Genomic DNA, 25,919 nt, shown 5'->3' with positions numbered 1-25,919 from the left:
CGCTTGTCGGACTTCGTTCGGAATCAGAGACGCGGCAGGACCAGGTCCTTGAGGTCGGTCAGCTTGCCGTGGAAGAAGTGCCCGCATTCTGCCACTTTCAGCAGCTCATGGGGGCGCGCGAGGCCCGCCGACCAGTCATAGACCGCCTGGGGCGGCACGACTTCATCGGCGTCGGGCTGGATCACTGTCAGTTCACCGCCTTCGGGCAGCGGATTGCTCTCGTCCAGGCGCATCACCGCAGGTGCCACCATGAACAGGCGCGGTACGGCGATGCCCTGCCGCTCCAGGCGACCGGCGAGGCTACCGGCCACGAAGCCACCAAAGGAGAAACCGAACAGCGCCAATGGCAGCTCCGCGCGCTGGGCGCGGAACCAGTGGGCGACAGCTTCGGCGTCGTCCACTTCTCCGGTGCCCATGTCGTGGCTGCCAGCACTGGCGCCAACGCCACGGTAGTTGAAGCGCAGGGTGCTGTAACCGGCGTCACGGGCGGTGCGCTGCAGGGTGGAGACCACCTTGTTGAGCATGGTGCCGCCCTGTACGGGGTTCGGATGACAGATCAGCGCCAGGCCCCTGGCCTCAGGCAGATCAAGATGCAGCGCCTCGAGCTGGCCGCAGGGGCCATCGAGAAGAAGAGGATTTTCGCGGATCGACAAATGAAACTCCGTGACCCCGTGACGGGTCGACTCGTCTTGGATTAGCACAACAGGGCTTGCGTCGCGGTATACAGCGCGGATTCGAGCCGTTAACGTAAAGCAAAGCCGCTTATAGAGGAAGGACTCGTGGAACAGTCGCTCATCATCTGGTTGCTACCAGTCTTGACCCTGCTCGCCGGTATCGGCATCGGTTTCCTGATCGCCCGCCTGGCGCCCAATGCGGCTCCTGGCCGGACGCAGCGCCAACTGGATGACCTGCAGGAACGTTTCGATACCTACCAGAGCGAGGTGGTCACTCACTTCAACACCACCGCCAACCTGGTGAAGAAGCTCACCCAGAGCTACCAGGACGTGCAGGAGCACCTCTCCGAAGGCGCCAGCCGCCTGGCCCTGGACGAATTGACCCGCCAGCGCCTGCTGGCCGCGCTGCACGCTGACGAAGCCGCCAGCCCGCGCGAACGCCTGACGCCTCCGAAGAGCAACGAAGCGCCCAAGGATTACGCCCCCAAGGCTCCGGACGCCCCCGGCACCCTGGACGAGACCTTCGGCCTGAAGGGCAAGTACTAAGTCCATTCGGCCGGTCCGGATACCCCGGCCGGCCGAATAGGAAACCAATAAAAAGCCCCGCGATTGCGGGGCTTTTTATTGGGCGCTTGCTTAGATCACGCCGCGGGTGCGGAGCAGATCAAGCACCTGTTTCACGCCGTCTTCAACGCTCACGGACTGGGTGTCGATCACCAGGTCGGCATCCAGGGGGATGTCGTAGGGGAAGGACTCGCCCGGGATGTTGTCCTGGCCGGCCGCATAGAGGCCCTGGGGATCGCGCTCACGGCAGGCCATGGGCGACGCCTGGACGTAGACGGTGATCAGGCGTTCAGCGCCGATCAGTGCCTTCGCCTGCTCGCGGCCCTCGGCATCCGGTGCGACGAAGGCTGCCAGGGTCAGCATGCCGGCTTCGTTGAACTGGCGGGCAACGTGGGCGGCACGGCGCCAGTTCTCGGTACGGCCGGCACGATCCTGCGGCAGCCCCTTGTTCAGGTCATGGCGCAGGTTCTGGCCATCCAGCACGTACACGGCACGGCCCATGTCGAACAGCTTGCGCTCCACGCCGTAGGCCAGGGTGCTCTTGCCAGCGCCGGACAGACCGCTGAACAGGACAGTGGCCGGCTTCTGGCCGAATCGCGCGGCCCGCTCTTCGGGCGATACGTGGGCCTGCTTGCCATGGTGACCGTCGATGTTACGCCCTACCTGGGCGTCGGCGATGATCATGCCAGCGCCAACGGTGCCGTTGGTGAGGCGATCGATGACGATGAAAGCACCGGTGGTGCGGTTCTGCTCATAGCCGTCGAGGGCGACGGGCGCATCCAGGCTGACCTTGACCTTGGCGATCTCGTTCAGCTGCAGGCTGCTTGCAGCCGTTTCCTCGAGGGTGTTCACGTCCACCTTGTGCGCAATGCTCGGGATGGAACCCGGTACGTAGCTGGTGGCGCGCTTGATGTCGTATTTCTTGCCCGGGAGCATCGGCTCCTCAGACATCCATACGAGCATGGCGTCGAAGCTGTCGGTGACCACCGGGGCGTTGTCGGCATGCACCAGCATATCGCCACGGGATACGTCGATCTCGTCTTCCAGGGTCAGGGTGATGGCCTGGCCCGGACCGGCCTGCTCCAGCTCACCATCAAAGGTGACGATGGACTTGACCCGGCTGCCCTTGCCCGATGGCAGGGCGACCACGTCGTCACCCTTGCGCACGATGCCGCTGGCCAGGGTGCCGGCGAAACCACGGAAATTCAGGTTCGGACGATTCACGTACTGCACCGGGAAACGCATGTCGGAGACGTTGCGGTCGCCGGCGATTTCCACGGTCTCGAGGATTTCCATCAGCGACTGGCCCGAGTACCAGGGCGAACGCTCGCTCTTGTTGACCACGTTGTCACCCTTCAGCGCCGACATCGGCACGAAGTGAATCGAGGTGGGATTGAGCTTGATTCGCTCGGCGAACTGCAGGTAGTCGGCCTTGATCGCCTCGAAGACGCCCTGGTCGAAATCCTTCAGGTCCATCTTGTTAACGGCGACGACGATATGCTTGATCCCCAGCAGCGACGCGATGAAGCTGTGGCGGCGGGTCTGGGTCTGCACGCCGTAGCGGGCATCGACGAGGATGATCGCCAGGTCGCAGGTGGACGCGCCGGTGGCCATGTTGCGGGTGTACTGCTCATGGCCGGGGGTGTCGGCGATGATGAACTTGCGCTTGGCGGTGCTGAAGTAGCGATACGCCACGTCGATGGTGATGCCCTGCTCGCGCTCGGCCTGCAGGCCGTCCACCAGCAACGCCAGGTCCACGTCGTCACCGGTGGTGCCGACCTTCTTGGAGTCGCGAGTAATGGCTTCCAGGTGATCCTCGTAGATCATCTTGGAGTCGTGCAGCAGGCGCCCGATCAGGGTGCTCTTGCCGTCGTCGACGTTGCCGCAGGTGAGGAAGCGCAGGAGTTCCTTGCGCTCGTGCTGAGCCAGGTACGCGAGGATGTCCTGGCTGATCAGATCGGATTGGTGGCTCATGATGCGGAATCCTTAGAAATAGCCCTGACGTTTCTTTTCTTCCATCGAACCGGCCTGGTCATGGTCGATGACGCGGCCCTGGCGTTCGGAAGTACGGGTCAGGAGCATTTCCTGGATGATTTCCGGCAGCGTGGTGGCGGTGGACTCCACTGCACCGGTGAGCGGATAGCAGCCGAGGGTACGGAAGCGCACCATCTTCGTCTGGATGCTCGCCTTCTGCTCGTCGCTGAGGTGTTCGAGGATGCGCTCGTCGTCGATCATGATCAGCGCGCCATTCATCTCGATGACTTCACGCTCGGCAGCGAAGTACAGCGGCACGATCGGGATCTGCTCGAGATAGATGTATTGCCAGATGTCCAGCTCGGTCCAGTTGGACAGTGGGAAGACGCGGATCGACTCGCCCTTCTTCACTTTGCCGTTGTAGACGTTCCACAGCTCGGGGCGCTGGTTCTTCGGGTCCCAGCGGTGCTTGCTGTCGCGGAAGGAGTACACACGCTCCTTCGCACGGGATTTCTCTTCGTCACGGCGGGCGCCGCCGAAGGCCGCATCGAAGCCGTACTTGTCGAGGGCCTGCTTGAGACCCTCGGTCTTCATCACGTCGGTGTGCTTCGCGCTACCGTGGGTGAAGGGGTTGATGCCCTGGGCGACGCCTTCCGGGTTGACGTGGGTGATCAGGTCAAGGCCCATTTCGGCGACCATCTTGTCGCGGAAGCGGTACATGTCCTGGAACTTCCACCGGGTGTCGACATGCATGACCGGGAACGGCAGCTTGCCCGGGAAGAAGGCCTTGCGCGCCAGGTGAAGCATCACGGCGGAGTCTTTGCCGATGGAGTAGAGCATCACCGGGTTGTCGAATTCGGCGGCCACTTCACGAATGATGTGGATGCTCTCCGCCTCCAGCTGTTTCAGGTGCGTCAGTTTATCGAGCATGGCTACTCACAAAGGTCTTTCTGATACGACGGCCGGCGGGCCGTGGACGAACGGGCACTCTAACACAGCCTCTCATTCTATTGAGGGAGCCCTTTTAGAACGAAACAATCTAGCGATATACCAGCAGGATAGATGCCGCCGGCCGCCCCTCACACGGGGTTCGGGCAATCTATGAACAGGTGTTCGAGCGCGAAGCGCTTGGCCAGGTAATCTCCCAAGGCCTGGATGCCATAGCGCTCAGTGGCGTGATGACCGGCAGCGATGAAGCTGACGCCATTCTCGCGTGCGCTGTGGAAGGTCTGCTCCGAAGCCTCCCCGGTGAGGTAAAGGTCGACGCCTGCGGCGATGGCAGTATCGATGTAGCCCTGGCCGCCGCCCGTGCACCAACCGATGCGGCTGATCATCCGGTCCCCCTCCACCAGCAGCGGCTCGCGGCCCAGGACCTCACGCACACGGCGAGCGAAATCCGAGGCAGTCATGGGCTCGGCCAGGGAACCGATCAGACCGACGGTACGCGGGTTGTCCGGCTCCAGCGGACCTTCCACGATGATGTCCAACTGACGTGCCAGTTGCACGTTGTTGCCCACGTCGGGGTGCAGGTCCAGGGGCAGGTGATAGGCCAGCAGGCTGATGTCATTGGCCAGCAGGGTCTTCAGCCGGCGCTGCTTCATACCTACCACGCAGGGATTCTCCCCCTTCCAGAAGTATCCATGGTGCACCAGGACCACGTCCGCTTCAGCCTCGGCCGCGGCATCCAGCAGCGCCTGGCTGGCGGTGACGCCGGTCACGATCCGGCTGACATGAGGGCGACCCTCCACCTGCAGGCCGTTGGGGCAGTAATCCTGGATACGGGAGGCGTTCAGGTAGCGATCCGCTTCCTCCACCAAGGTGTTCAGGGCAATGGCCATGGGATTCCTCACAAGCTGTTGCGGACGACTCGTTTTTAACGGACGCCCTCGTATAATGGCGCCACCTTAAGGGGCACCCCTGCCCCCCGCAACCCTCAGGATTCTCCCTCGATGCTCAAGGCCCTGCGATTTATTGGCTGGCCCCTGATTGTCGGCGTGCTCGTGGCACTGCTGATCATCCAGCAATACCCGGAATGGGTTGGCCTGCCCCGACAGGAAGTGCATCTGCAGGAAGCTCCCAAGTTCAACTTCACCCGCCAGGGGCCCGACTCCTACGCCGATGCGGTGACCAGCGCATCGCCGGCGGTGGCCAACCTCTACACCACCAAGATGGTGAGCAAGCCGGCCCATCCGCTGTTCGAGGACCCTCAGTTCCGCCGCTTCTTCGGTGACAACCTGCCGCGCCAGCGCCGAATGGAGTCAAGCCTGGGGTCGGCGGTGATCATGAGCCCGGAAGGCTATCTGCTGACCAATAACCACGTGACCGCCGGCGCCGACCAGATCGTGGTAGCCCTCAAGGACGGCCGCGAGACGCTGGCACACCTGGTGGGCAGCGACCCGGAAACCGACCTGGCGGTGCTGAAGATCGATCTCAAGGACCTGCCCCCCATTACCCTCGGCCGCTCAGACAACATCCGCATCGGCGACGTCGCCCTGGCCATCGGCAACCCCTTCGGCGTCGGCCAGACCGTGACCATGGGCATCATCAGCGCCACCGGCCGCAACCAGCTGGGTCTGAATACCTATGAGGACTTCATCCAGACTGACGCAGCGATCAACCCCGGCAACTCGGGCGGCGCCCTGGTGGATGCCAGCGGCAACCTGATTGGAATCAACACCGCGATCTTCTCCAAGTCCGGCGGCTCCCAGGGCATTGGCTTCGCTATCCCCACCAAGCTGGCACTGGAGGTGATGAAAGCGATCATCGAACACGGCCAGGTGATCCGCGGCTGGCTCGGCATCGAGGTACAGCCGTTGACCCCGGAACTGGCCGAGTCCTTCGGCCTGGAAGGACGTCCTGGCATCGTGGTCGCCGGCATCTACCGTGACAGCCCCGCGCAGCGCGCCACCCTGCAGCCCGGCGACATCATCCTCAGCATCGACGGCGAGCCGGCCGGTGACGGTCGCAAATCGATGAACCAGGTAGCCCGCACCCGCCCCGGGGAGAAGGTCAACATTCAGGTGATGCGCAATGGCCAGGAGCTGGAGCTGACCGCTGAGGTGGGTGTTCGCCCGCCGCCCAGCAGCAACGGCGGGAGCTGACCGGCCCAGACTCGCGCCATGGATAGGCGCCCAAGAAAAAAGCCGAGGCGGTGACCCGTCCTCGGCTTTCTTGTTTCTGGAACTGGGCTCAGAGCTTGCCCAGTGCCTCCACCAGTGCCTGGTTCTGCTCAGGCGTGCCGATGGTGATGCGCAGGAACTGAGCGATTCGCTCCTGCTTGAAGTGACGCACGATCACGCCCTGCTCGCGCAGGCCAGCGGCGATGCCGGCGGCGTCCTTCTGCGGGTGACGGGCGAAGATGAAGTTGGCCGCAGAGGGCAGCACTTCGAAGCCCAGCTTGCCCAACTCGGCCACCAGCACCTCACGACTGTCGATCACCTTGCGGCAGGTTTCCTCGAAGTACGCCTTGTCCTCGAAGGCCGCCGCTGCACCCACGATAGCCATGCGATCCAGCGGGTAGGAGTTGAAGCTGTTCTTGATTCGCTCCAGCGCCTCGATCAGATCCGGATGCCCTACCGCCAGCCCCACCCGCAGCCCCGCGAGGGAGCGTGACTTGGACAGGGTCTGGGTCACCAGCAGGTTCGGATAACGGTCCACCAGGACAATGGCGGTCTGGCCACCAAAGTCGATATAGGCCTCATCCACCACCACCACCGTATCCGGATTGGCCTTGAGCAGCTGCTCCACGGCCTCCAGCGGCAACAGGCGGCCGGTGGGTGCGTTGGGGTTGGGGAAGATGATGCCGCCATTGGGACGTGCGTAGTCTTTCACGCGGATCTGGAATTGCTCATCCAGCGGCACCGCCTCGAAGGGAATGCCGTAGAGACCGCAGTAGACCGGGTAGAAGCTGTAGGTCACGTCCGGGAACAGCAGCGGCTTGCCATGCTGGAACAGGCCGTAGAAGGCGTGGGCGAGGACCTCATCCGAGCCGTTGCCGACGAACACCTGGTTTGGCTGCACGCCGTAGTAGTCGGCCACAGCGTGCTTGAGCCGGTCGCTGTTCGGGTCCGGATAAAGACGCAGGCTGTCGCCTACTTCAGCCTGCATGGCCGCCACCGCTTTCGGCGATGGGCCATAGGGGTTCTCGTTGGTGTTCAGCTTCACCAGATTGGCGATCTTGGGCTGTTCACCCGGTACATAGGGCACCAGGTCCTTGACGAAAGGACTCCAGAACTTGCTCATGCTCACTCCCCCTTGATTCGGAATTCAGCGCTGCGGGCGTGGGCGGTCAGGGACTCGCCACGGGCCAGCACGGACGCGGTCTTGCCCAGTTCGGACGCACCGTCGGCCGAGCAGAAGATGATCGAAGAGCGCTTCTGGAAGTCATACACACCGAGCGGCGAGGAGAAGCGCGCGGTGCCCGAAGTGGGCAGCACGTGGTTCGGGCCGGCACAATAATCGCCCAGGGCTTCGGCGGTGTAGCGCCCCATGAAGATGGCGCCGGCGTGGCGAATGCTGGGCAGCCAGGCCTGCGGATCGGCCACGGACAGTTCCAGGTGCTCGGGGGCGATGCGGTTGGCCACCTGGCAGGCCTGGGCCTGGTCGGCGACGAGGATCAGCGCCCCGCGGTTCTGCAAGGAAGTGCGGATGATTTCGGCGCGCTCCATGGTAGGCAGCAGCTTGTCGATGCTGGCGGCGACCTTGTCGAGGAACGCCGCATCGGGGCTGACCAGGATGGCCTGGGCGTCCTCGTCGTGCTCTGCCTGGGAGAACAGGTCCATGGCGATCCAGTCCGGATCGGTGCCACCATCGCAGACCACGAGGATTTCCGAGGGGCCGGCGATCATGTCGATGCCCACCTGGCCGAACACGTGGCGCTTGGCGGTGGCGACATAGATGTTGCCCGGGCCGACGATCTTGTCCACCTGGGGTACGCTCTCGGTGCCATAGGCCAGCGCGGCCACGGCCTGGGCACCGCCGATGGTGAAGACGCGGTCGACGCCGGCCACGCAGGCGGCGGCAAGGACGATCTCGTTGATCTCGCCACGGGGCGTCGGCACCACCATCACCACTTCGGCGACGCCGGCAACCTTGGCCGGGATCGCGTTCATCAGCACGGAGGACGGATAGGACGCCTTGCCACCCGGCACGTAGAGACCGGCGCGGTCCAGCGGGGTGACCTGCTGGCCCAGCACGGTGCCGTCGGCCTCGGTGTAGGTCCAGGATTCCTGTTTCTGCTTCTCGTGGTAGCTGCGCACGCGAGCTGCTGCGGTTTCAAGCGCCTTGCACTGCTCGGCAGTGATGCGGGTCAGGGCCAGCTCAAGACGCTCACGGGGCAGGATCAGGTCGGCCATGGAGGTCGCCTGGACGCCATCGAAACGCTGGGTGAATTCAACCACCGCAGCATCGCCGCGCTCACGCACGGCCTGGATGATATCGAGGACCCGCTGGTTGACCGCGTCGTCCGACACGCTTTCCCAGCTCAGCAGATGATCCAGGTGTCGCGCGAAATCCGGATCAGCGGCATTGAGTCGGCGGATGGCGATTGGAGCAGTCATAGCGGGCCTCTTATTGGCAATTGCTCGGGCGCCGCTAGAGTAGCAAGCCCACCGTGCGGGCACCCGAGAATATTGGCTATGACACGGATAGGCGCGTGCGGCACGGGGCCGCACTCAAGGTGTCAGCTTTGGTGTCGAGACTCGACGGCGCTGCGTAGCACTTCGATCAGTGCCTGGATGCGCGCGTGCTGCATCTTCATCGATGCCTTGTTGACGATCAGGCGCGAGCTGATGGTGGCGATCAGTTCCTGGGGCTCCAGGCCGTTGGCACGTAGGGTGTTTCCGGTATCGACCACGTCGATGATCTTGTCGGCCAGCCCGACCAGCGGGGCCAGCTCCATGGAGCCGTAGAGCTTGATCACGTCCACCTGGCGCCCCTGCTCGGCGTAGTAGCGCTTGGCGACGTTGACGAACTTGGTGGCCACCCGCAGACGGCCTTTGGGCTCGGGGGCACCGACCGCACCCGCCGTCATCAGCTTGCAGCAAGCGATTTTCAGGTCCAGAGGCTCATACAGCCCCTGGCCACCGTATTCCATCAGCACGTCCTTGCCGGCGACCCCGAGGTCGGCAGCGCCGTTTTCCACATAGGTTGGCACGTCGGTGGCGCGGACGATGAGCAGGCGCACATCTTCCTGGGTGGTGGGGATGATCAGCTTGCGGCTCTTGTCCGGATTCTCGGTGGGCACAATGCCAGCCTCTGCGAGAAGCGGCAGGGTGTCATCGAGAATGCGGCCCTTGGACAGCGCGATGGTGAGCATGAAACTGGATTTCCTTGGCTAAGGCCCATTCGGGGCCTGATGCACGGTCAACCCGCGCCGGCCCCGTTCAGGGCCGGCCGGACATGTGACCTAACCCGGCACGCGACGGATCTTGGCGCCGAGCAACTGCAGTTTTTCTTCGATGCACTCGTAACCACGGTCGATGTGGTAGATGCGGTCGATCAGGGTGTCGCCCTCGGCCACCAGGCCGGCGATCACCAGGCTGGCGGAAGCCCGCAGGTCGGTGGCCATTACCGGAGCGCCCTTGAGCTTCGGTACGCCGGTGACGATGGCGGTGTTGCCCTCCACCAGGATCTGGGCGCCCATGCGGTTCATTTCATAGACGTGCATGAAGCGGTTTTCGAACACGGTCTCAATCACCGCACCGGTGCCTTCGGCTACGGCGTTCATGGAGATGAACTGGGCCTGCATGTCGGTGGGGAACGCCGGGTACGGCGCGGTGCGCAGGTTGACCGCCTTCGGGCGGTTACCTTTCATGTCCAGTTCGATCCAGTTGCTGCCCGCGTTGATGTGGGCACCCGCCTCTTCCAGCTTCTGCAGCACGGCTTCGAGGATGGTCGGATCGGTGTCCTTGAGCTTCACGCGACCACCGGTGGCGGCAGCGGCGACCAGGTAGGTACCGGTCTCGATACGGTCGGGCATCACACTGTAACGCGCGCCACCCAGGCGTTTCACGCCGTCGATGGTGATGGTGTCGGTGCCAGCACCCTGGATCTGTGCGCCCATGGCGATCAGGCAGTTGGCCAGGTCCACCACTTCCGGCTCGCGAGCAGCGTTCTGCAACACGGTACGGCCGTTGGCCAGGGCTGCGGCCATCATGATGTTCTCGGTACCGGTCACGCTGACGGTATCGAAGAAGAAGTTGGCGCCACGCAGGCCACCGGCCGGGGCACGGGCCTTGATGTAGCCGCCTTCCACATCGATCTTGGCGCCCATGGCCTCGAGACCACGGATGTGCAGGTCGACCGGACGGGACCCGATGGCGCAGCCGCCGGGAAGGGCCACTTCGGCTTCACCAAAGCGAGCCACCATCGGACCGAGCACCAGGATCGAGGCGCGCATGGTCTTGACCAGCTCGTAGGGAGCCACCAGGGTCTTGATGCTGCTGGCGTCGACTTCGACGGCCAGCTTCTCGTCGATCACCGGCTGAACGCCCATGCGACCGAAGAGCTCGATCATGGTGGTGATGTCGTGCAGGTGCGGCAGGTTGGCCACGGTGACCGGGGTATCGGCCAGGAGGGTAGCAGCGAGGATCGGCAGCGCGGAGTTCTTGGCGCCGGAAATGCGGATCTCGCCATCGAGGCGCTGACCGCCGGTGATAATCAGTTTGTCCATAGTTCTCTCGGCAACTGGGCTCAGGAACGCTCGGCCCAGGCGGCCCGGCTGAAGAATTTCATCGTTACGGCGTGGATGGTGCCATCGGCGATCCAGGGGTTCAGGTGGGCGTATACCTGCTGCTGGCGCTTCACCGGGCTCAGGCCGGCCAGCTCGTCACTGATCAGGTTCAACTGGAAGTTACAGCCTTCACCTTCCACTTCCACCTGGGTACCTGGCAGTTTCGTCTCCAGGAAGTTTTTCACTTCTACGGCCTGCATGCTCAACCTCAATCGGCGCCCAACGCGCGCGGGTCGGCCATGATACAAAAAAGCCCTCCGCCTGCGAACCCCGCGCGCTCGGGGCCTGACGGAGGGCTGTTGGACCGGCTCAAGCCTCCAGGGGCAGGAGCTCGGTCATTCCAGACACTTCGGCGATCTGCCGCATATCGTTGGGCAGTCCGCGCAGCTTCACTGCCTTGCCGGCAGCCTCAGCATCGCGCATGAAGGCCAGCAGCAGGGCGAGCCCCACGCTACTGGTCTTCTCCACCGCCGAGCAGTCCACCAGCAGGCTCGCACCATTGCTTGCGCGGATCAGCTTACTGCCCTGCTCACGCAATTGCGGCCCGGTGCTGTAGTCGAGCACGCCGACCAGGCGCAACTCGCCAGGAGCGGCCTGCTCGATACGGGCCTCGCTCATTGGCCGCCCGCCTTCTTGGCTTCTTCGGAGTCCTTGGCCTTGGCAACCACTTCGGACCAACCGTTGATGGTCTTGTCCAGATCGTTGCCGTTTTTCTGCATGGTGTCGGCGAACTGATCGCGGAAGAGCTTGCCGATGTTGATGCCGTTGATGATCACATTACGCAGCATCCACTGCCCGTTGACGTTCACCATGGTGTAGGAAACCGGATAGATGGCGCCGTTGCTGCCCTTGACCTCCATGCCAACGCTGGTGCGTTCGGGGTCTTCCTTCTTGGCTGGCAGCACGCGGATGTCCTGGTTGTCATACTCCAACAGCGCGTTGCCGTAGAACTGGATCAGGCTGCGCTTGAAGCTCTCCTGGAAGCGGGCCATCTGCTCCGGAGTCGCGTTCCGGGAGTACTTCACCGTCATGATGCTGCGGGAAATACCATCAGAGTCCACCACCGGCCCGAGGATACGGTTCAGGGCGTCGTAGAAGGCATTGGGATCGCTGCGATACTGCTGCTTGTTCGCCTTGAGGTCTGCCAGCAGCTGGTTGGTGGTCTGCTGGACCACTTCGTGTGCGCTGGGTGCAGCATTGGCCAGCATTGGCAGGGCTGCCAGCAGCACCAGCAGGCCATTTCGCAGGGCTTTGATCATATCTCTAGTCCTCATTTGCTCTCTTTGTTGACCGAGTTCAGCAGGAACTTGCCGATCAGGTCTTCCAGCACCAGGGCCGACTGGGTATCACGAATAGTGCCGCCGTCCTTGAGCAGTTCTTCGTCGCCGCCAACGCTGATGCCAATGTACTTCTCACCCAGCAGACCCGCAGTGAGGATGGAGGCGGTGGAATCCACAGGCAGGTTATCCACACGCTTCTCGACTTCCATCGTCACACGGCCGGTGTAGCTGTCGCGATCCAGGTCGATGGCGGTGACCTTGCCGATGGTGACGCCAGCCATGGTTACCTTCGCTCTGACAGTCAGACCGGCAATATTGTCAAAATGAGCATAGAGCTTATACGTATCGTCACTGGCGCCGTAGGACAACCCGCTGACCCGCAGAGCCAGAAGCAGCAAGGCCAACAGACCGGCCAGGAGGAACAGGCCGACACCAATTTCCAAGGTGCGGATTTGCATCAGAAATCTCCAAACATCAAGGCGGTCAGGATGAAGTCCAGCCCCAGCACGGCCAGAGAGGCATAGACCACGGTTTTAGTGGTTGCGCGGCTGATCCCTTCCGAGGTCGGCTCGCAGTCATAGCCCTGGAACACGGCGATCCAGGTCACCACGAAGGCGAATACGACGCTCTTGATCACGCCGTTCAGCACATCCTCGGTGAATTGAACACTGTTCTGCATGTTGGACCAGAAGGAGCCCTCGTAGACCCCGAGCCAGTCCACCGCCACCATGGCACCACCCCAGATGCCCACCACGCTGAAGATAATGGCCAGCAGCGGCATCGAGATGAAACCCGCCCACAGGCGCGGCGCAATGATGTACTTGAGCGGATCGACGCCGATCATTTCCAGGCTGGACAACTGCTCGGTGGACTTCATGTTGCCGATTTCGGCAGTCAGGGCGGAGCCCGCACGGCCGGCAAAGAGCAGGCCGGTCACCACCGGCCCCAGCTCACGCAACAGGGTCAGGGCGACCATCTGGCCCACCGCCTGTTCGGAGCCGTAATCCACCAGGATGTTATAGCCCTGCAGGGCCAGCACCATGCCGATGAAGATGCCCGAAACCACGATGATCGCCAGCGACAGCACGCCGACGGCGTAGAGCTGCTTGACCAGCAAGTGGAACCCCTGCCCCACACCGGTGCGCCCGAAGAGGGCATGGAGCAGGAACAGGGTGGAACGCCCGAGGGATTCCAACACATCCAGACCGGAACGCCCGAGCAGCCGAATGCGCTCGAGCAAGGACTTCTTGCGCATCAGCGCCCCCCCAGCAGGTCTTTACGGTAATCCGGTGCCGGGAAATGGAAGGGTACCGGGCCATCCGGGATACCTTTCATGAACTGGCGGATACGCGGGTTATCGGAGTTCATCAATTCGTCGGGAGTCCCCTGCCCCAGCACTTGCGCGTCACCCACCACATAGATGTAGTCGGCGATGCTCGCGGTTTCGGCCAGGTCGTGGGAGACCACGATGCTGGTGATGCCCAGTGCATCGTTGAGCAGGCGGATCAGCCGTACCAGCACGCCCATGGCGATGGGGTCCTGGCCGACGAACGGTTCGTCATACATCAGGATCTGCGGATCGAGAGCGATGGCGCGAGCCAGCGCCACACGGCGTTTCATACCGCCGGAAAGCTCGTCTGGCATCAGTTCGATGGCACCGCGCAGGCCGACTGCCTGGAGTTTCATCAGAACGATGTCACGAATCATTTCTTCGGGAAGCTTGGTATGCACCCGCAGGGGAAAGGCAACGTTCTCGAAGACATCCAGGTCAGTGAACAGCGCACCGCTCTGGAACAGCACACCGAACTGCTTGCGCATGTCGAACAAGTCAGCGCGGGAGAGCTTCGGCAGATTCTGGCCATTGACCCAGACTACGCCGCTGGCCGGCTTGAGCTGGGCAGCTATCAGACGCAGCAATGTCGTCTTGCCGCAACCGGATGGCCCCATGATGCCCGTCACCTTGCCGCGCGGGATGCGGATATCGACATCCTGGAAAATGCTTCGCGTGCCGCGCTTGAAGGTGACCCCCTTCAACTCCACGGCGTAGGCGTTTTCGGCGCTCATCTAGACTCCTTGCGATACAGCCTCCCTGAAAGACGACGCGCCCCAACGCAAGGACACCCCGGCCAGGACGGGCCGAACAAGTCGCGAACTATATCACTGCGCAAATGCGCCTCCCAAGGCCGCACTTTCTCCATTCAGCTTTGCGACAGCTTCCTCGGCATTCGTGCGTGAGCTAAATCACCTTTGTCGCTATAATCGCTGCCTTTTCCTTCGGCAACTGCACGCCCTCATGAGCCAATCCAGCGATCTGATCAAGTCCGCACAACGCACTATCCAACTCGAACGCGAGGCCATCGACGCCCTGATGCCGCGCATCGACGCCGATTTCGTTCGCGCCTGCGAGCTGATTCTGGCCTGCAAGGGACGGGTCGTCGTGGTGGGGATGGGCAAGTCGGGGCATATCGGCAACAAGATCGCCGCCACGCTGGCCAGCACCGGCACCCCGTCCTTCTTTGTCCACCCTGCCGAAGCCAGCCATGGCGACATGGGCATGATCACCCGTGAAGATGTGGTCCTCGCCCTGTCCAACTCCGGCTCGACCGCCGAAATCGTCACCCTGCTGCCGCTGATCAAGCGCCTGGGCATCACCCTGATCAGCCTTACCGGCAATCCGGACTCACCGCTCGCCAAGGCCGCTGCCGCCAATCTCGACGCTCGCGTGGCCCAGGAGGCCTGCCCGCTGAACCTGGCACCCACCTCCTCCACCACGGCGTCGCTGGTACTGGGCGACGCACTGGCCATTGCCCTGCTGGAGGCTCGCGGCTTCACCGCAGAAGATTTTGCCTTCTCCCACCCGGGCGGCGCGCTTGGACGACGCCTGCTGCTCAAAGTGGAAAACATCATGCACGCCGGCGACAGCCTGCCGAGCGTTGCCCGCCGCACGCCGCTGCGCGAAGCGCTGCTGGAAATGACCCGCAAAGGCCTGGGCATGACCGCGGTCCTGGAAAATGACGGCCGCCTCGCCGGTATCTTCACCGACGGCGATCTGCGCAGGACCCTGGACAAGGGTATCGACGTACGCCATGCCAGCATCGACGACGTCATGACCGTCCACGGCAAGACCGTGCGCCCGGAGATGCTCGCCGCTGAAGCGCTGAAAATCATGGATGACCACAAGATCAATGTGCTGGTGGTGGTGGACGAAGCCGATCGCCCCGTCGGCGCCCTGCACATCCACGACCTGACCCGAGCCGGAGTGATCTGATGAGCAACGAACTCCTCGCCCGTGCCAAGGCGGTCCGCCTGGCCGTATTCGACGTCGATGGCGTGTTGACCGACGGCCGCCTTTATTTCCTGCCCGGCGGCGGCGAATTCAAGACCTTCAATACCCTCGACGGCCACGGCATCAAGATGCTGATGAACGCCGGCGTGCGCACCGCGATCATCAGTGGCCGCCAGTCAGAGGTGGTCGAGCGCCGCGCGCAGAACCTCGGCATCCAGCACCTGTTCCAGGGCCGTGAAGACAAGTTGGTGGTGCTCGACGGCCTGCTCGCCGAACTCGGCCTGACCTATGACCAGGTCGCCTATCTTGGCGACGACCTGCCCGACCTTCCGGTGATTCGCCGTGTCGGCCTGGGCATGGCCGTGGCCAACGCCGACGCCTTCGTGCGCCAGCACGCCCATGGCGTGACTCAGGCGCGCGGTGGTGAGGGGGCGGCCCGTGAGTTCTGCGAATTCATCCTGCGCGCCCAGGGTGCCCTGGAAGCGGCACAAGCCGCCTATCTCTGAGGCCTGCCCATGCCCAGAAATCTTCGACTGGCCCTGATCTTCACGCCCATCGCGGCGCTGCTGATCGCCCTTGGCTACTGGAATATCCGCCCGGAAAGTTTCATGGACCGAGCGCCGGTTAACGGCAGCGACAACGCCATCGACTTCTACGTGGAGAACGGCAAGAGCACTCAGTTCCAGCCGGACGGCAAACTCCACTACGAGATGACAGGCAAGCGCCTCGAACACTATAAGGCTACGGACATCACCCTCGTGACCACTCCGGACCTGTTCCTGCACCGTGGCACCGATTTTCCGTGGCACGTACAGAGCGATCGCGGCGAAGTCGGCCCCGAGGGCAAAGAGGTCGAATTGATCGACAACGTCAAGGTCGCCCGGACCGACGCCAAGGGTCGTCCGACCGTTCTGACCACCACCCGCCTGACCGTGTTTCCCGACAAGGAATATGCTCAGACCCAGCAAGCCGTTAGAATCGAGGCGGCCAATGGGGTGACCACGGCACAAGGAATGAAAGCGTACTTGAATGACAGCAGGATGATCCTGCAGTCCAACGTAAGAGGCCAGCATGAGGTTCGTTAACACCCTCCCCCTGTTGTTCAGCCTGGGCATCGCACTCGGAAGTGCCACCGCCTGGGCACTGCCCACGGACCGCGATCAGCCGATCCGCGTCCAGGCCGACAGTGCCGAGCTCGACGACAAGCAAGGCGTCGCGGTCTACCGTGGCAACGTGGTGATCACCCAGGGCACCCTGAAGATCACCGGTGACACCGTCACCATCACCCAGAACGCCAGCGGTGACATCGAAGTCTTCACCTCGGTCGGCAAGCCCGCCTACTACGAGCAGAAGCCGGCGGTAGACAAGGAAATCGTCAAGGCCTACGGCCTGACCATCCAGTACTTCGCCGCCAACGAGCGCATCATCCTGCTCGACCAGGCCAAGGTTGTCCAGGAAGGCAATACCTTCGAAGGCGAGAAGATCGTCTACGACACCCAGCGCCAGATCGTAAACGCAGGTCGCGCCACTGGCGCCAATGTCAGCACCCCGCGCCCGCGGATCGACATGGTCATCCAGCCGAAGAAGAAAGAGCAGAAAGCACAGTAATGGCGACTCTCAAAGCCCAGCACCTGGCCAAGAGCTACAAGAGCCGTCAGGTGGTTCGCGACGTCAGCCTGTCCATCGACAGCGGCCAGATCGTCGGCCTTCTCGGCCCCAACGGCGCCGGCAAGACCACCTGCTTCTACATGATCGTCGGCCTGGTCAAAGCCGATCAGGGCCGCGTCCTGATCGACTCCAATGACGTCACCCACCAGCCCATGCATGGCCGCGCTCGAGCCGGCATCGGCTACCTGCCGCAGGAAGCCTCGATCTTCCGCAAGCTCAGCGTCGCGGACAACATCATGGCGATCCTCGAGACCCGCAAGGACCTCGATCGCGCCGAGCGCCGCAAGGAGCTGGAAAGCCTCCTGCAGGAATTCCACATCAGCCACATCCGCGACAGCCTCGGCATGAGCCTGTCGGGCGGCGAGCGCCGTCGGGTGGAAATTGCCCGTGCACTGGCCACCGCCCCCAAATTCATCCTGCTGGACGAGCCCTTCGCCGGTGTGGACCCGATTTCCGTAGGCGATATCAAACAGATCATCCACCACCTCAAGGCCAAGGGGATCGGCGTATTGATCACCGACCACAACGTCCGTGAGACCCTGGATATCTGCGAGACAGCCTACATTGTCAGTGACGGCCAGTTGATCGCCGAAGGCGACGCGGAAGCCATCCTGGCCAACCAGTTGGTGAAGGAAGTCTACCTGGGCCACGAGTTTCGCCTGTAACCCTCCGCAATTTCTCCTCCACGAGGGATTGCGAGAGCTAGGAAAAACCTTCAAGGTCAGGCATATAATTTGCTTCCTGGTGGCGCCTCGGCGCCCTGTAGTGGATGGCGCGCGAGCGCCGGCGAATAAGGTGCTAAGCCCTCTGCCATGAAACCATCGCTAGTCCTAAAGATGGGCCAGCAGCTGACGATGACACCGCAGCTGCAACAGGCCATCCGCCTGCTCCAACTCTCTACCCTGGACCTCCAGCAGGAGATCCAGGAAGCGCTGGAATCCAATCCCATGCTCGAGCGGCAGGAGGACGGCGACGATTTCGACAACGCAGACCCCATGGCAGAAGGCGACCAACTGCCCAATCCCGGCAGCCAGGAAGTGGCCTTCCAGGAGTCCAGCGTCGAGACCAATGCCGAAGCCATGGATGATGGCGAATGGCATGACCGCATTCCCAGCGAACTCCCCGTCGACACCGCGTGGGAAGATGTTTACCAGACCAGCGCCAGCAGCCTGCCGAGCAACGATGACGACGAGTGGGATTTCACCTCGCGTACCTCGGTTGGCGAGAGCCTGCAGAGCCACCTGCTTTGGCAGCTCAACCTGGCCCCGATGTCCGACACCGATCGCCTGATCGCCGTCACCCTGATCGACTGCATCAACAACGACGGCTATCTCGAAGAGCCTTTGACCGAGATCGCCGACTCCTTCGACCCTGAGCTCGGCATCGAGCTGGATGAGGTCGAGGTGGTACTGCATCGCATCCAGCAGTTCGAGCCCGCTGGCGTCGGCGCCCGCGACCTGCGCGAGTGCCTGGTTCTGCAACTGCGCCAGCTGCCCCCGGGCACCCCCTGGCTCAGCGAAGCCCAGCGCCTGGCAGGCGACTATCTGGACCTGCTCGGCAGCCGCGATTACAGCCAGCTGATGCGCCGCATGAAGGTCAAGGAAGATGACCTGCGCCAGATCATCGAACTGATCCAGGGCCTGAATCCACGTCCCGGTTCCCAGATCGAAGCCAGCGAGCCCGAGTACGTGGTGCCGGACGTCATCGTCCGCAAGCACAACGAGCGCTGGCTGGTGGAACTGAACCAGGAAGCCGTACCGCGCCTGCGGGTCAATCCGCACTATGCAGGTTTCGTCCGTCGCGCGGACTCCAGCGCCGACAACACTTTCATGCGCAACCAGCTCCAGGAAGCACGCTGGTTCATCAAGAGCCTGCAGAGCCGCAACGAAACCCTGATGAAGGTCGCCACCCAGATCGTCGAGCACCAGCGCGGCTTTCTTGAGTATGGCGAAGAGGCGATGAAGCCCCTCGTCCTGCACGACATCGCCGAGGCCGTGGGCATGCACGAGTCCACCATCTCGCGTGTGACCACCCAGAAATACATGCACACTCCCCGCGGCATCTACGAGCTGAAGTACTTCTTCTCCAGCCACGTCAGCACCTCGGAAGGCGGCGAATGCTCGTCAACCGCGATCCGCGCCATCATCAAAAAACTGGTCGCGGCGGAAAATCCGAAAAAGCCGTTGAGCGACAGCAAGATCGCTGGTTTACTGGAGGCACAGGGCATTCAAGTGGCCCGTCGCACAGTAGCCAAGTACCGCGAATCCCTTGGGATAGCACCTTCCAGCGAACGAAAGCGACTGATGTGACGCGGATAGACCCACGCCAAAGTGTTCCGGTGGCAGGCCCGTTAGCCTGTCTCTTATACACGGGCAATAAGGAGAAAGCGGTATGCAAGTCAACATCAGTGGACATCAACTGGATGTGACCGACGCCCTGCGCAACTACGTTGTCGAGAAGTTCGACCGTCTGGAGCGCCATTTCGACCGAATCACTAATGTGCAGGTGATCATGCAGGTCGAGAAACTCAAACAGCAAATCGAAGCCACTTTGCACGTCGCCGGCGGCGAAGTCGTTGCCAACGCGGAGCATGAGGACATGTACGCTGCCATCGACCTGCTCACCGACAAGCTCGATCGCCAACTGATCAAGCACAAGGAAAAGCAGCTAAACCGCCAGCAGGGTGCCACTGCCCGCTGAACCTCCCCTCTATATGATTCGACTTGAGCAAATCCTGACCCCCGGCCGTTCCCTCGTGAACGTGCCGGGCGGCAGCAAGAAACGCGTTCTGGAACAGATCGCCAAGCTGGTTGCCCGTGACCTTCCCGACCTCGACAACCAGGACATTTTCGAAAGCCTGGTTTCCCGGGAGAAGCTCGGCTCCACCGGCTTCGGTAATGGCATCGCCATTCCCCACTGTCGCCTCACAGGCTGCACGTCGCCCATCAGCGCAGTGCTTCGCCTGGATGCTCCAGTCGATTTCGACGCCATCGATGGCGCCCCCGTGGACCTGCTGTTCGTTCTGCTGGTCCCGGAAGCCGCCACCGATGAGCACCTTGAACTGCTCCGTCAGATCGCCAGCATGCTCGACCGCAGCGATGTACGCGAGCGGCTCCGCCATGCTCCCGACAGCACCAGCCTGTACCAGGTGGTCGTGGACGTGCAGAGCGGACGCTAGGGTTTCGCCATGCGCCTGATCATCGTCAGCGGCCGCTCCGGGTCGGGCAAGAGCACCGCCCTGGACGTCCTCGAAGATCACGGTTTCTACTGCATCGACAACCTGCCTGCCGGCCTGCTGCCCGAGCTCGCCGAACGGGCTCTGCTGCATACCGAACTGCTGGAGCCCCAGGTCGCGGTGTCGATCGATGCGCGCAACCTGCCCAGCCAGTTGCAGCGTTTTCCCGAATTGCTCGACGAAGCCCGCAAGCGCCATATCAAATGCGATGTCCTCTACCTCGACGCCGAGCACGACACCCTGCTCAAGCGCTTCTCTGAGACTCGCCGGCGCCACCCGCTGACCAATGACAACCGCTCTCTCGCCGAAGCCATCCGCGACGAGGAAGCGCTGCTGGCGCCCATTGCCGATCTCGCTGACCTGAAGATCGACACCACGCACCTCAACCTCTACCAGCTACGCGATGCCATCAAACTGCGCCTGCTGAACCAGCCCGAGCCCGGCACCGCGTTCCTGGTCGAGTCGTTCGGCTTCAAGCGCGGCATGCCGGTGGATGCCGACCTGGTGTTCGATGTTCGTTGCCTGCCCAATCCCTACTGGAAGCCCGAGCTACGCGACTGTTCCGGTCTGGAGCCGACCGTCGCCGAATACCTCGCCGCTCAACCGGATGTCGAGGAGATGTATCAGGATATCCTCGGCTATTTGAACAAATGGCTGCCGCGGTTCGCCGCGAGCAACCGTGCCTACGTCACGATCGCCATCGGCTGCACCGGTGGTCACCACCGCTCTGTATACCTGGCCGAGCGCTTGGGGGCGGCGCTGAAACCCAGTCTGAAGAATGTCCAGGTTCGCCACCGCGACCTCAGTTAGAAGGATTGAAAACGCGATGCCAGCCTGCGAAATCACCATCATCAACAAGCTCGGCCTGCATGCCCGGGCGGCGGCGAAGTTCGTCGGCGTGGCGGGTCGTTTCCCCTGCCAGATTCGTGTGGGCCGCTCTCCGGAAAGCCTGGTCGACGGCAAGAGCATCATGGCCGTGATGATGCTGGCCGCCGGCAAGGGCACCCCGATTCACCTGCACACAGAAGGTGAACAGGACGACGACGCCCTGAACGCGCTGATCGAGCTGATCAACAACAAGTTCGACGAAGGCGAGTAACCCGCCTCACCAAAAAAAACGCGCCCAATCGGGCGCGTTTTTTCGTTCAGGGCATTTGGAAATCAGCTGCCGGCCACCGTCATCCTTTCGATCAGGACCGAGCCTGTGCGGATATTGCCGCGCAGTTCCAGGTCGCTGCCGACTGCGAGAATCTGGCGGAACATGTCCTTCAGGTTGCCGGCAATGGTGACTTCCTGCACCGGGAACTGGATCTCACCGTTCTCCACCCAATAACCGGCGGCACCTCGGGAGTAATCGCCGGTCACCATATTCAGCCCCTGCCCCATCAGCTCGGTCACCAGCAGGCCGCGGCCCATGCGTCGCAGCAGCGCCGCTTGATCTTCCTGGCCGTGAGTCACGAAGAGATTGTGCACACCACCGGCGTTGGCGGTGCTGGGCAGACCAAGCTTGCGGCCGGAATAGGTGCCGAGCACGTAGCACACTAGTTCGCCCTTCTCCACGAATGGCTTGGCGTAGGTGGCCAGACCGTCATTGTCGAAGGCGGCACTGGCCATCGCGCGTGGGATGTGCGGACGCTCGTCGATGGACAGCCATTCGGGGAACAGGCGCTGGCCGAGGGCACCTTCGAGGAAGGAGGACTTGCGGTACAGGTTCCCGCCGGAGATTGCCCCGAGGAAGCTGCCGAACAGCCCGGTAGCCAATTCCGCAGCGAACAGCACCGGCACCTCACAGGTGGGCACCGGGCGTGCGCCCAGGCGAGCTGCGGTGCGCTCGGCAGCGCGGCGGCCAATGCTGGCCGGGTCGGCCAGTTGACTGCCGATGCGGCTGACGTCGTACCAGTAGTCCCGCTGCATCTGCCCCTGTTGTTCGGCAATCATCACGCAACTCAGGCTGTGGCGAGTGCTGGCGTAGCCACCAACGAAACCATGGCTGTTGCCGTACACCCGGCAGCCCTGATGGGTATTGAGGGTGGTGCCGTCAGCCTTGGTGACGCGCTTGTCGGTCTCAAAGGCCGCTGTTTCGCAGATCAGCGCCTGCTCCACCGCCTGCTCGGGGGTGATGGACCAGGGATGATAGAGATCCAGTTCCGGCAACTCGCGAGCCATCAGCGCAGCGTCGGCGAGGCCGGCGCACTCGTCCTCGGACGCGTGCTTGGCAATGGCCAGGGCCGCTGCCACGGTTTCGCGGATAGCGTCTTCGCCGCTCGCCGAGGTACTGGCCGAGCCTTTGCGCTGCCCGACGTACAGGGTAATGCCGAAGCCCTGGTCACGATTGAATTCGACGGTCTCCACTTCGCCCTGGCGAACGGTGGTGGACAGCCCCTGCTCCACTGAAACAGCCACCTCACAGGCACTGGCCCCCTGGCGTCGGGCCTCGGCGAGGATGCGCTCGACCCGCGCCTGCAGTTCCGGCAATGCTTCCGGGCCGACCACTTCTACTTCACTCATAGCCACTCCAGTTCAAAAATTCTTCGACGCGGGGAAGCAACCTGGCGCCTCACCGCACGTACCGCGCTCCGGCGGCGCCAGCCGGGCCGGACAACACGGCCCCGACTGGTTATCATGGCGGCGTTTCCCACTGGACCACCCCCATGTCTGAATTCTTCGACGACGACTTCTCCGGAGAGAAGAGTAAAACCCAGGTCAAGCGCGAGCTTCATGCCCTGCAGGAACTCGGCGAGCGCCTGACCACTTTCAAGGCCGACGTTCTGGCCAAGCTTCCGCTGACCGACGCCCTGCAAAAGGCCCTGGCGGAGGCGCCCAAGCACAAGGCGCACGTCGCCCGCAAACGGCACATCCAGTACATCGGCAAGCTCATGCGCGAGCAGGACATCGAGGCCATCGTCAGCCTGATCGACCAGCTCGACAGCTCCACCCGCGAATACAACGAGCGTTTCCACGCCCTGGAGCGCTGGCGCGATCGCTTGATCGAGGGTGGCGATGCCGCCCTGGAAAGCTTCGTCGCCGACTACCCGGACACCGACCGCCAACACCTGCGCGGTCTCATCCGTCATGCCCAGCACGAAGCGGCCCACAACAAACCGCCAGCCGCCGCGCGCAAGGTGTTCAAATACATCCGCGACCTGGACGAAACCAAGCGCGGCCTGCGCTGATCCTTCCGGGGGCCGTCTTCAGGCCCCCGTCCCACCTACCGTCATCGCATCGATCTTCAGGGTCGGCTGGCCAACGCCAACCGGCACCGATTGCCCGTCTTTGCCACACGTACCCACACCGCTGTCCAGCGCCAGGTCGTTGCCCACCATGGACACCCGGCTCATGGCCTCCGGGCCGTTGCCGATCAGGGTAGCGCCCTTCACCGGTGTGGTGATCTTGCCGTTCTCGATCAGATAGGCCTCGCTGGTGGAGAACACGAACTTGCCGCTGGTGATATCCACTTGGCCGCCGCCAAGGTTGGCGCAGTAGATACCGCGCTCCACCGAGGCGATGATCTCCTGCGGGTCGCTCTTGCCGGCCAGCATGTAGGTATTGGTCATGCGCGGCATGGGCAGGTGCGCGTAGGACTCGCGACGGCCGTTACCAGTGCGCGCCACTTTCATCAGGCGGGCGTTGAGCTTGTCCTGCATGTAGCCCTTGAGCACGCCATTCTCGATCAGCGTGGTGCACTGGGTCGGGGTGCCCTCGTCGTCGACGCTGAGGGAACCTCGACGGTAGGCCAGGGTACCGTCGTCCACGATAGTGCAGAGGCTGGAAGCCACCTTCTCACCAATGCGGCCGCTGTAGGCCGAGCTGCCCTTGCGGTTGAAGTCCCCTTCCAGGCCGTGGCCCACCGCCTCGTGCAGCAGCACGCCTGACCAGCCTGCGCCCATGACCACCGGCAGGGTACCGGCCGGGGCCGGAACGGCTTCCAGGTTCACCAATGCCTGGCGCAGCGCCTCTCGGGCATAACCCATGGCGCGGTCTTCCTGAAGGAAATACCGATAATCCGTACGCCCGCCACCGCCGTGACCACCGCGCTCGCGGCGACCGTTCTGCTCGACGATCACGCTGACGTTGAATCGCACCAGCGGGCGCACATCGGCACCCAGGCTGCCATCGCTGGCGGCGATCAGGATGCGCTCCCAGACGCCGGCCATGCTCACGGTCACCTGCTTGATACGCGAGTCCAGGGCACGGGTGGCGGCATCCACCTTCTTCAGCAACTCTACTTTCTCGGCACGGCTGATCACGTCCAGCGGGCTACTGGAATCGTAGAGGCGGGTGATCTGCGGACTGACAAAGGCCTGTACCCGGCCTTCCTGACCGGCGCGGGAGATCGATCGTGCCGCCCGCGCAGCCTGGCGCAGGGCATCGGAAGTAATGGCATTGCTATAGGCGAATCCAGTTTTCTCGCCGGACTGGGCACGCACGCCCACGCCCTGATCGAGGTGGAAGCTGCCTTCCTTGACGATACCGTCCTCCAGCACCCAGGACTCCGAAACCTGGCCCTGGAAATAGAGATCGGCGGCATCGATGCCCGGACCGGCGAGCTCGCCGAGGATTTCCGGCAGGTGCTCGATGCTGAGGTCACCGGGGGCCAGCAGATGCTCGCTGACGGATAACAAGAGGTCGCTCATAACTTCTCCGTTCGCGCCGGCCCGGGGTTGGCCGGCGTAATGAATCTTCGGTGGTGGCTCACGGGCATGCGCTGGCGGATCGCCGCCTGCTCCTCGGCGTCGCGGCTGGCCAGCAGCACCGCCTCGCCCGTGGCGTGTTCGGCCAGTACCCGGCCCCAGGGGTCGACGATGGCCGAATGGCCGAAGGTCTCGCGCGGGCCGGGATGCACGCCACCCTGCCCGGCCGCCAGCAGATAGCACTGGGTTTCGATGGCCCTGGCGCGCACCAGCACCTGCCAGTGGGCCGCGCCGGTGACGGCGGTGAAGGCCGAAGGCGCGCTGATCAGTTCAGCGCCCGCTTCACGCAGGGCGCCATAGAGTTCGGGGAAACGCAGGTCGTAGCAGACAGTCAGGCCCAGGCGCCCCACTGGCGTATCGGCCACGACCACCTGCGCGCCATGGGCATAGTCATCGGACTCGCGGTAGCGGCCACGGTTGTCGGTGACGTCCACATCGAACAGGTGAATCTTGTCGTAGCGGGCCGCACGGTCGCCCTGCTCGTCGATCAACAGCGAGCAGGCATTGGGCTTGTCCTGGGGGCGGCCATCCGGCGGCAGGGGAAGCGTGCCGGCCACGATCCACAACTTCAGGTCGCGGGCCGCCTGGCGCAGCCAGGGCAGGATCGGGCCGGTGCCCTCCGCCTCGGCACGCCCCAGATCAGCCAGGTCACGGCGACCAATGGCAGCGAAGTTTTCCGGCAGCACCGCCAGGCGCGCGCCACCTTCGGCAGCCTGCTCCAGCAGGTGGCGGGCACTGGCGAGGTTGGCCAGGACATCGTCCTGGCTGACCATCTGAATCACGGCAAGGGACATCGGAATCTCCGCTCGGGGCAT

General features: G+C 63.1%; 30 protein-coding genes. 13 read left to right on the top strand and 17 right to left on the bottom strand.

The annotated features are described in order from the left end of the window. Window positions 1-23: 23 nt before the first annotated feature. Window positions 24-647, bottom strand: a complete 624-nt coding sequence (locus TQ98_RS04185) for an alpha/beta fold hydrolase (protein ID WP_044872558.1) — start codon at window positions 645-647, stop codon at window positions 24-26. Window positions 648-779: 132 nt separating this feature from the next. Here TQ98_RS04185 and TQ98_RS04180 point away from each other — a divergent pair, with 132 nt between their 5' ends. After that, window positions 780-1,220, top strand: a complete 441-nt coding sequence (locus TQ98_RS04180; RefSeq protein WP_044872073.1) for a DUF1043 family protein — start codon at window positions 780-782, stop codon at window positions 1,218-1,220. Between the two features lie 90 nt (window positions 1,221-1,310). Here TQ98_RS04180 and cysN read toward each other — a convergent pair whose 3' ends face one another. From cysN to TQ98_RS04165, 3 genes are all read right to left on the bottom strand, one after another. Next, window positions 1,311-3,212 (bottom strand): sulfate adenylyltransferase subunit CysN, encoded by a 1,902-nt coding sequence (gene cysN, locus TQ98_RS04175; protein WP_044872074.1) that lies wholly within the window; start codon window positions 3,210-3,212, stop codon window positions 1,311-1,313. A 12-nt stretch (window positions 3,213-3,224) separates the two neighbouring features. Then, window positions 3,225-4,142, bottom strand: coding sequence for a sulfate adenylyltransferase subunit CysD (gene cysD / locus TQ98_RS04170; RefSeq protein WP_044872075.1), 918 nt, complete (start codon window positions 4,140-4,142; stop codon window positions 3,225-3,227). A 149-nt stretch (window positions 4,143-4,291) separates the two neighbouring features. Then, the gene (locus TQ98_RS04165; RefSeq protein WP_044872076.1) at window positions 4,292-5,050 is read right to left on the bottom strand and encodes a Nif3-like dinuclear metal center hexameric protein; all 759 of its coding nucleotides are present in this window, start codon (window positions 5,048-5,050) and stop codon (window positions 4,292-4,294) included. A gap of 111 nt (window positions 5,051-5,161) precedes the next feature. Here TQ98_RS04165 and algW point away from each other — a divergent pair, with 111 nt between their 5' ends. Then, window positions 5,162-6,313, top strand: a complete 1,152-nt coding sequence (gene algW, locus TQ98_RS04160; RefSeq protein WP_044872077.1) for a Do family serine endopeptidase AlgW — start codon at window positions 5,162-5,164, stop codon at window positions 6,311-6,313. An 88-nt stretch (window positions 6,314-6,401) separates the two neighbouring features. Here algW and hisC read toward each other — a convergent pair whose 3' ends face one another. The 10 genes from hisC to TQ98_RS04110 all read right to left on the bottom strand — a co-directional run bounded on the left by hisC (window position 6,402) and on the right by TQ98_RS04110 (window position 14,288). Then, complete coding sequence (gene hisC / locus TQ98_RS04155; RefSeq protein ID WP_044872078.1) at window positions 6,402-7,454, bottom strand: histidinol-phosphate transaminase; 1,053 nt, start codon at window positions 7,452-7,454, stop codon at window positions 6,402-6,404. Between the two features lie 2 nt (window positions 7,455-7,456). After that, entirely contained in the window at window positions 7,457-8,770 is a 1,314-nt protein-coding gene (gene hisD, locus TQ98_RS04150) for a histidinol dehydrogenase (protein ID WP_044872079.1), read from the bottom strand. A 122-nt stretch (window positions 8,771-8,892) separates the two neighbouring features. Then, window positions 8,893-9,528 carry an ATP phosphoribosyltransferase gene (gene hisG / locus TQ98_RS04145; protein WP_044872080.1) on the bottom strand — a complete coding sequence of 212 codons (636 nt, stop codon included), beginning with the start codon at window positions 9,526-9,528 and terminating at the stop codon, window positions 8,893-8,895. 90 nt (window positions 9,529-9,618) lie between these two features. After that, complete coding sequence (murA, locus tag TQ98_RS04140; RefSeq protein WP_044872081.1) at window positions 9,619-10,884, bottom strand: UDP-N-acetylglucosamine 1-carboxyvinyltransferase; 1,266 nt, start codon at window positions 10,882-10,884, stop codon at window positions 9,619-9,621. Window positions 10,885-10,904: 20 nt separating this feature from the next. Continuing rightward, window positions 10,905-11,144 carry a BolA family protein gene (locus TQ98_RS04135; protein WP_044872082.1) on the bottom strand — a complete coding sequence of 80 codons (240 nt, stop codon included), beginning with the start codon at window positions 11,142-11,144 and terminating at the stop codon, window positions 10,905-10,907. Window positions 11,145-11,253: 109 nt separating this feature from the next. After that, window positions 11,254-11,562 (bottom strand): STAS domain-containing protein, encoded by a 309-nt coding sequence (locus tag TQ98_RS04130; RefSeq protein WP_044872083.1) that lies wholly within the window; start codon window positions 11,560-11,562, stop codon window positions 11,254-11,256. Continuing rightward, a complete protein-coding gene (locus TQ98_RS04125) occupies window positions 11,559-12,203 on the bottom strand; it encodes an ABC transporter substrate-binding protein (RefSeq protein ID WP_044872084.1) in 645 nt (214 codons plus the stop codon). Before TQ98_RS04125 ends, TQ98_RS04130 begins: the two co-directional genes overlap by 4 nt. Before the next feature lie 11 nt (window positions 12,204-12,214). Then, the gene (gene mlaD / locus TQ98_RS04120; protein ID WP_044872085.1) at window positions 12,215-12,682 is read right to left on the bottom strand and encodes an outer membrane lipid asymmetry maintenance protein MlaD; all 468 of its coding nucleotides are present in this window, start codon (window positions 12,680-12,682) and stop codon (window positions 12,215-12,217) included. Beyond that, window positions 12,682-13,479, bottom strand: a complete 798-nt coding sequence (mlaE, locus tag TQ98_RS04115; RefSeq protein WP_044872086.1) for a lipid asymmetry maintenance ABC transporter permease subunit MlaE — start codon at window positions 13,477-13,479, stop codon at window positions 12,682-12,684. Before mlaE ends, mlaD begins: the two co-directional genes overlap by 1 nt. Continuing rightward, window positions 13,479-14,288, bottom strand: a complete 810-nt coding sequence (locus TQ98_RS04110; RefSeq protein ID WP_044872087.1) for an ABC transporter ATP-binding protein — start codon at window positions 14,286-14,288, stop codon at window positions 13,479-13,481. Before TQ98_RS04110 ends, mlaE begins: the two co-directional genes overlap by 1 nt. A 229-nt stretch (window positions 14,289-14,517) precedes the next feature. On the opposite strand from TQ98_RS04110, the gene TQ98_RS04105 reads away from it, so the two are divergent. The 10 genes from TQ98_RS04105 to TQ98_RS04060 all read left to right on the top strand — a co-directional run bounded on the left by TQ98_RS04105 (window position 14,518) and on the right by TQ98_RS04060 (window position 21,512). Further along, the gene (locus TQ98_RS04105; RefSeq protein ID WP_044872088.1) at window positions 14,518-15,492 is read left to right on the top strand and encodes a KpsF/GutQ family sugar-phosphate isomerase; all 975 of its coding nucleotides are present in this window, start codon (window positions 14,518-14,520) and stop codon (window positions 15,490-15,492) included. Further along, a complete protein-coding gene (locus tag TQ98_RS04100) occupies window positions 15,492-16,016 on the top strand; it encodes an HAD family hydrolase (protein ID WP_044872089.1) in 525 nt (174 codons plus the stop codon). Before TQ98_RS04105 ends, TQ98_RS04100 begins: the two co-directional genes overlap by 1 nt. Before the next feature lie 9 nt (window positions 16,017-16,025). After that, window positions 16,026-16,595, top strand: coding sequence for an LPS export ABC transporter periplasmic protein LptC (lptC, locus tag TQ98_RS04095; RefSeq protein WP_044872090.1), 570 nt, complete (start codon window positions 16,026-16,028; stop codon window positions 16,593-16,595). Next, window positions 16,582-17,118: a lipopolysaccharide transport periplasmic protein LptA gene (gene lptA, locus TQ98_RS04090; RefSeq protein ID WP_044872091.1), complete on the top strand. Its 537-nt coding sequence runs from the start codon at window positions 16,582-16,584 to the stop codon at window positions 17,116-17,118. The genes lptC and lptA overlap by 14 nt, the downstream gene beginning before the upstream one ends. Further along, window positions 17,118-17,843, top strand: a complete 726-nt coding sequence (gene lptB / locus TQ98_RS04085; protein WP_044872092.1) for an LPS export ABC transporter ATP-binding protein — start codon at window positions 17,118-17,120, stop codon at window positions 17,841-17,843. The genes lptA and lptB overlap by 1 nt, the downstream gene beginning before the upstream one ends. A 147-nt stretch (window positions 17,844-17,990) precedes the next feature. Continuing rightward, window positions 17,991-19,487, top strand: a complete 1,497-nt coding sequence (locus tag TQ98_RS04080) for an RNA polymerase factor sigma-54 (protein WP_044872093.1) — start codon at window positions 17,991-17,993, stop codon at window positions 19,485-19,487. Between the two features lie 82 nt (window positions 19,488-19,569). After that, window positions 19,570-19,878: a ribosome-associated translation inhibitor RaiA gene (raiA, locus tag TQ98_RS04075; RefSeq protein ID WP_044872094.1), complete on the top strand. Its 309-nt coding sequence runs from the start codon at window positions 19,570-19,572 to the stop codon at window positions 19,876-19,878. Between the two features lie 13 nt (window positions 19,879-19,891). Further along, window positions 19,892-20,356 carry a PTS IIA-like nitrogen regulatory protein PtsN gene (gene ptsN / locus TQ98_RS04070; RefSeq protein ID WP_044872559.1) on the top strand — a complete coding sequence of 155 codons (465 nt, stop codon included), beginning with the start codon at window positions 19,892-19,894 and terminating at the stop codon, window positions 20,354-20,356. Window positions 20,357-20,365: 9 nt separating this feature from the next. Continuing rightward, window positions 20,366-21,223, top strand: a complete 858-nt coding sequence (rapZ, locus tag TQ98_RS04065; protein WP_044872095.1) for an RNase adapter RapZ — start codon at window positions 20,366-20,368, stop codon at window positions 21,221-21,223. 16 nt (window positions 21,224-21,239) lie between these two features. Continuing rightward, complete coding sequence (locus tag TQ98_RS04060) at window positions 21,240-21,512, top strand: HPr family phosphocarrier protein (RefSeq protein ID WP_044872096.1); 273 nt, start codon at window positions 21,240-21,242, stop codon at window positions 21,510-21,512. A gap of 62 nt (window positions 21,513-21,574) precedes the next feature. Here the strand turns inward: TQ98_RS04060 and pmbA are convergent, their stop codons facing one another. Next, on the bottom strand, window positions 21,575-22,921 hold the full coding sequence (pmbA, locus tag TQ98_RS04055; protein ID WP_044872097.1) for a metalloprotease PmbA: 1,347 nt from the start codon (window positions 22,919-22,921) through the stop codon (window positions 21,575-21,577). A gap of 143 nt (window positions 22,922-23,064) precedes the next feature. On the opposite strand from pmbA, the gene yjgA reads away from it, so the two are divergent. Then, window positions 23,065-23,586, top strand: a complete 522-nt coding sequence (gene yjgA / locus TQ98_RS04050; RefSeq protein WP_044872098.1) for a ribosome biogenesis factor YjgA — start codon at window positions 23,065-23,067, stop codon at window positions 23,584-23,586. 18 nt (window positions 23,587-23,604) lie between these two features. Here yjgA and tldD read toward each other — a convergent pair whose 3' ends face one another. Then, a complete protein-coding gene (gene tldD / locus TQ98_RS04045) occupies window positions 23,605-25,047 on the bottom strand; it encodes a metalloprotease TldD (RefSeq protein ID WP_044872099.1) in 1,443 nt (480 codons plus the stop codon). Beyond that, window positions 25,044-25,898, bottom strand: coding sequence for a carbon-nitrogen hydrolase family protein (locus TQ98_RS04040; protein ID WP_044872100.1), 855 nt, complete (start codon window positions 25,896-25,898; stop codon window positions 25,044-25,046). The genes tldD and TQ98_RS04040 overlap by 4 nt, the downstream gene beginning before the upstream one ends. Window positions 25,899-25,919: the final 21 nt, after the last annotated feature.

Source organism: Pseudomonas sp. LFM046, assembly GCF_000949385.2.
Lineage (GTDB): Bacteria > Pseudomonadota > Gammaproteobacteria > Pseudomonadales > Pseudomonadaceae > Metapseudomonas.
Note: the sequence above shows the minus strand (reverse complement) of the source record. Positions and strands in the feature narration are given on the sequence as shown.

Excerpts from the sequence above, each read along its gene's own strand:
- cysN (WP_044872074.1), bottom strand. The coding sequence starts at position 3,212 with ATGAGCCACCAATCCGATCTGATCAGCCAGGACATCCTCGCGTACCTG.
- cysD (WP_044872075.1), bottom strand. The coding sequence starts at position 4,142 with ATGCTCGATAAACTGACGCACCTGAAACAGCTGGAGGCGGAGAGCATC.
- TQ98_RS04165 (WP_044872076.1), bottom strand. The coding sequence starts at position 5,050 with ATGGCCATTGCCCTGAACACCTTGGTGGAGGAAGCGGATCGCTACCTG.
- algW (WP_044872077.1), top strand. The coding sequence starts at position 5,162 with ATGCTCAAGGCCCTGCGATTTATTGGCTGGCCCCTGATTGTCGGCGTG.
- hisC (WP_044872078.1), bottom strand. The coding sequence starts at position 7,454 with ATGAGCAAGTTCTGGAGTCCTTTCGTCAAGGACCTGGTGCCCTATGTA.
- hisD (WP_044872079.1), bottom strand. The coding sequence starts at position 8,770 with ATGACTGCTCCAATCGCCATCCGCCGACTCAATGCCGCTGATCCGGAT.
- hisG (WP_044872080.1), bottom strand. The coding sequence starts at position 9,528 with ATGCTCACCATCGCGCTGTCCAAGGGCCGCATTCTCGATGACACCCTG.
- murA (WP_044872081.1), bottom strand. The coding sequence starts at position 10,884 with ATGGACAAACTGATTATCACCGGCGGTCAGCGCCTCGATGGCGAGATC.
- TQ98_RS04135 (WP_044872082.1), bottom strand. The coding sequence starts at position 11,144 with ATGCAGGCCGTAGAAGTGAAAAACTTCCTGGAGACGAAACTGCCAGGT.
- TQ98_RS04130 (WP_044872083.1), bottom strand. The coding sequence starts at position 11,562 with ATGAGCGAGGCCCGTATCGAGCAGGCCGCTCCTGGCGAGTTGCGCCTG.
- TQ98_RS04125 (WP_044872084.1), bottom strand. The coding sequence starts at position 12,203 with ATGATCAAAGCCCTGCGAAATGGCCTGCTGGTGCTGCTGGCAGCCCTG.
- mlaD (WP_044872085.1), bottom strand. The coding sequence starts at position 12,682 with ATGCAAATCCGCACCTTGGAAATTGGTGTCGGCCTGTTCCTCCTGGCC.
- mlaE (WP_044872086.1), bottom strand. The coding sequence starts at position 13,479 with ATGCGCAAGAAGTCCTTGCTCGAGCGCATTCGGCTGCTCGGGCGTTCC.
- TQ98_RS04110 (WP_044872087.1), bottom strand. The coding sequence starts at position 14,288 with ATGAGCGCCGAAAACGCCTACGCCGTGGAGTTGAAGGGGGTCACCTTC.
- TQ98_RS04105 (WP_044872088.1), top strand. The coding sequence starts at position 14,518 with ATGAGCCAATCCAGCGATCTGATCAAGTCCGCACAACGCACTATCCAA.
- TQ98_RS04100 (WP_044872089.1), top strand. The coding sequence starts at position 15,492 with ATGAGCAACGAACTCCTCGCCCGTGCCAAGGCGGTCCGCCTGGCCGTA.
- lptC (WP_044872090.1), top strand. The coding sequence starts at position 16,026 with ATGCCCAGAAATCTTCGACTGGCCCTGATCTTCACGCCCATCGCGGCG.
- lptA (WP_044872091.1), top strand. The coding sequence starts at position 16,582 with ATGAGGTTCGTTAACACCCTCCCCCTGTTGTTCAGCCTGGGCATCGCA.
- lptB (WP_044872092.1), top strand. The coding sequence starts at position 17,118 with ATGGCGACTCTCAAAGCCCAGCACCTGGCCAAGAGCTACAAGAGCCGT.
- TQ98_RS04080 (WP_044872093.1), top strand. The coding sequence starts at position 17,991 with ATGAAACCATCGCTAGTCCTAAAGATGGGCCAGCAGCTGACGATGACA.
- raiA (WP_044872094.1), top strand. The coding sequence starts at position 19,570 with ATGCAAGTCAACATCAGTGGACATCAACTGGATGTGACCGACGCCCTG.
- ptsN (WP_044872559.1), top strand. The coding sequence starts at position 19,892 with ATGATTCGACTTGAGCAAATCCTGACCCCCGGCCGTTCCCTCGTGAAC.
- rapZ (WP_044872095.1), top strand. The coding sequence starts at position 20,366 with ATGCGCCTGATCATCGTCAGCGGCCGCTCCGGGTCGGGCAAGAGCACC.
- TQ98_RS04060 (WP_044872096.1), top strand. The coding sequence starts at position 21,240 with ATGCCAGCCTGCGAAATCACCATCATCAACAAGCTCGGCCTGCATGCC.
- pmbA (WP_044872097.1), bottom strand. The coding sequence starts at position 22,921 with ATGAGTGAAGTAGAAGTGGTCGGCCCGGAAGCATTGCCGGAACTGCAG.
- yjgA (WP_044872098.1), top strand. The coding sequence starts at position 23,065 with ATGTCTGAATTCTTCGACGACGACTTCTCCGGAGAGAAGAGTAAAACC.
- tldD (WP_044872099.1), bottom strand. The coding sequence starts at position 25,047 with ATGAGCGACCTCTTGTTATCCGTCAGCGAGCATCTGCTGGCCCCCGGT.
- TQ98_RS04040 (WP_044872100.1), bottom strand. The coding sequence starts at position 25,898 with ATGTCCCTTGCCGTGATTCAGATGGTCAGCCAGGACGATGTCCTGGCC.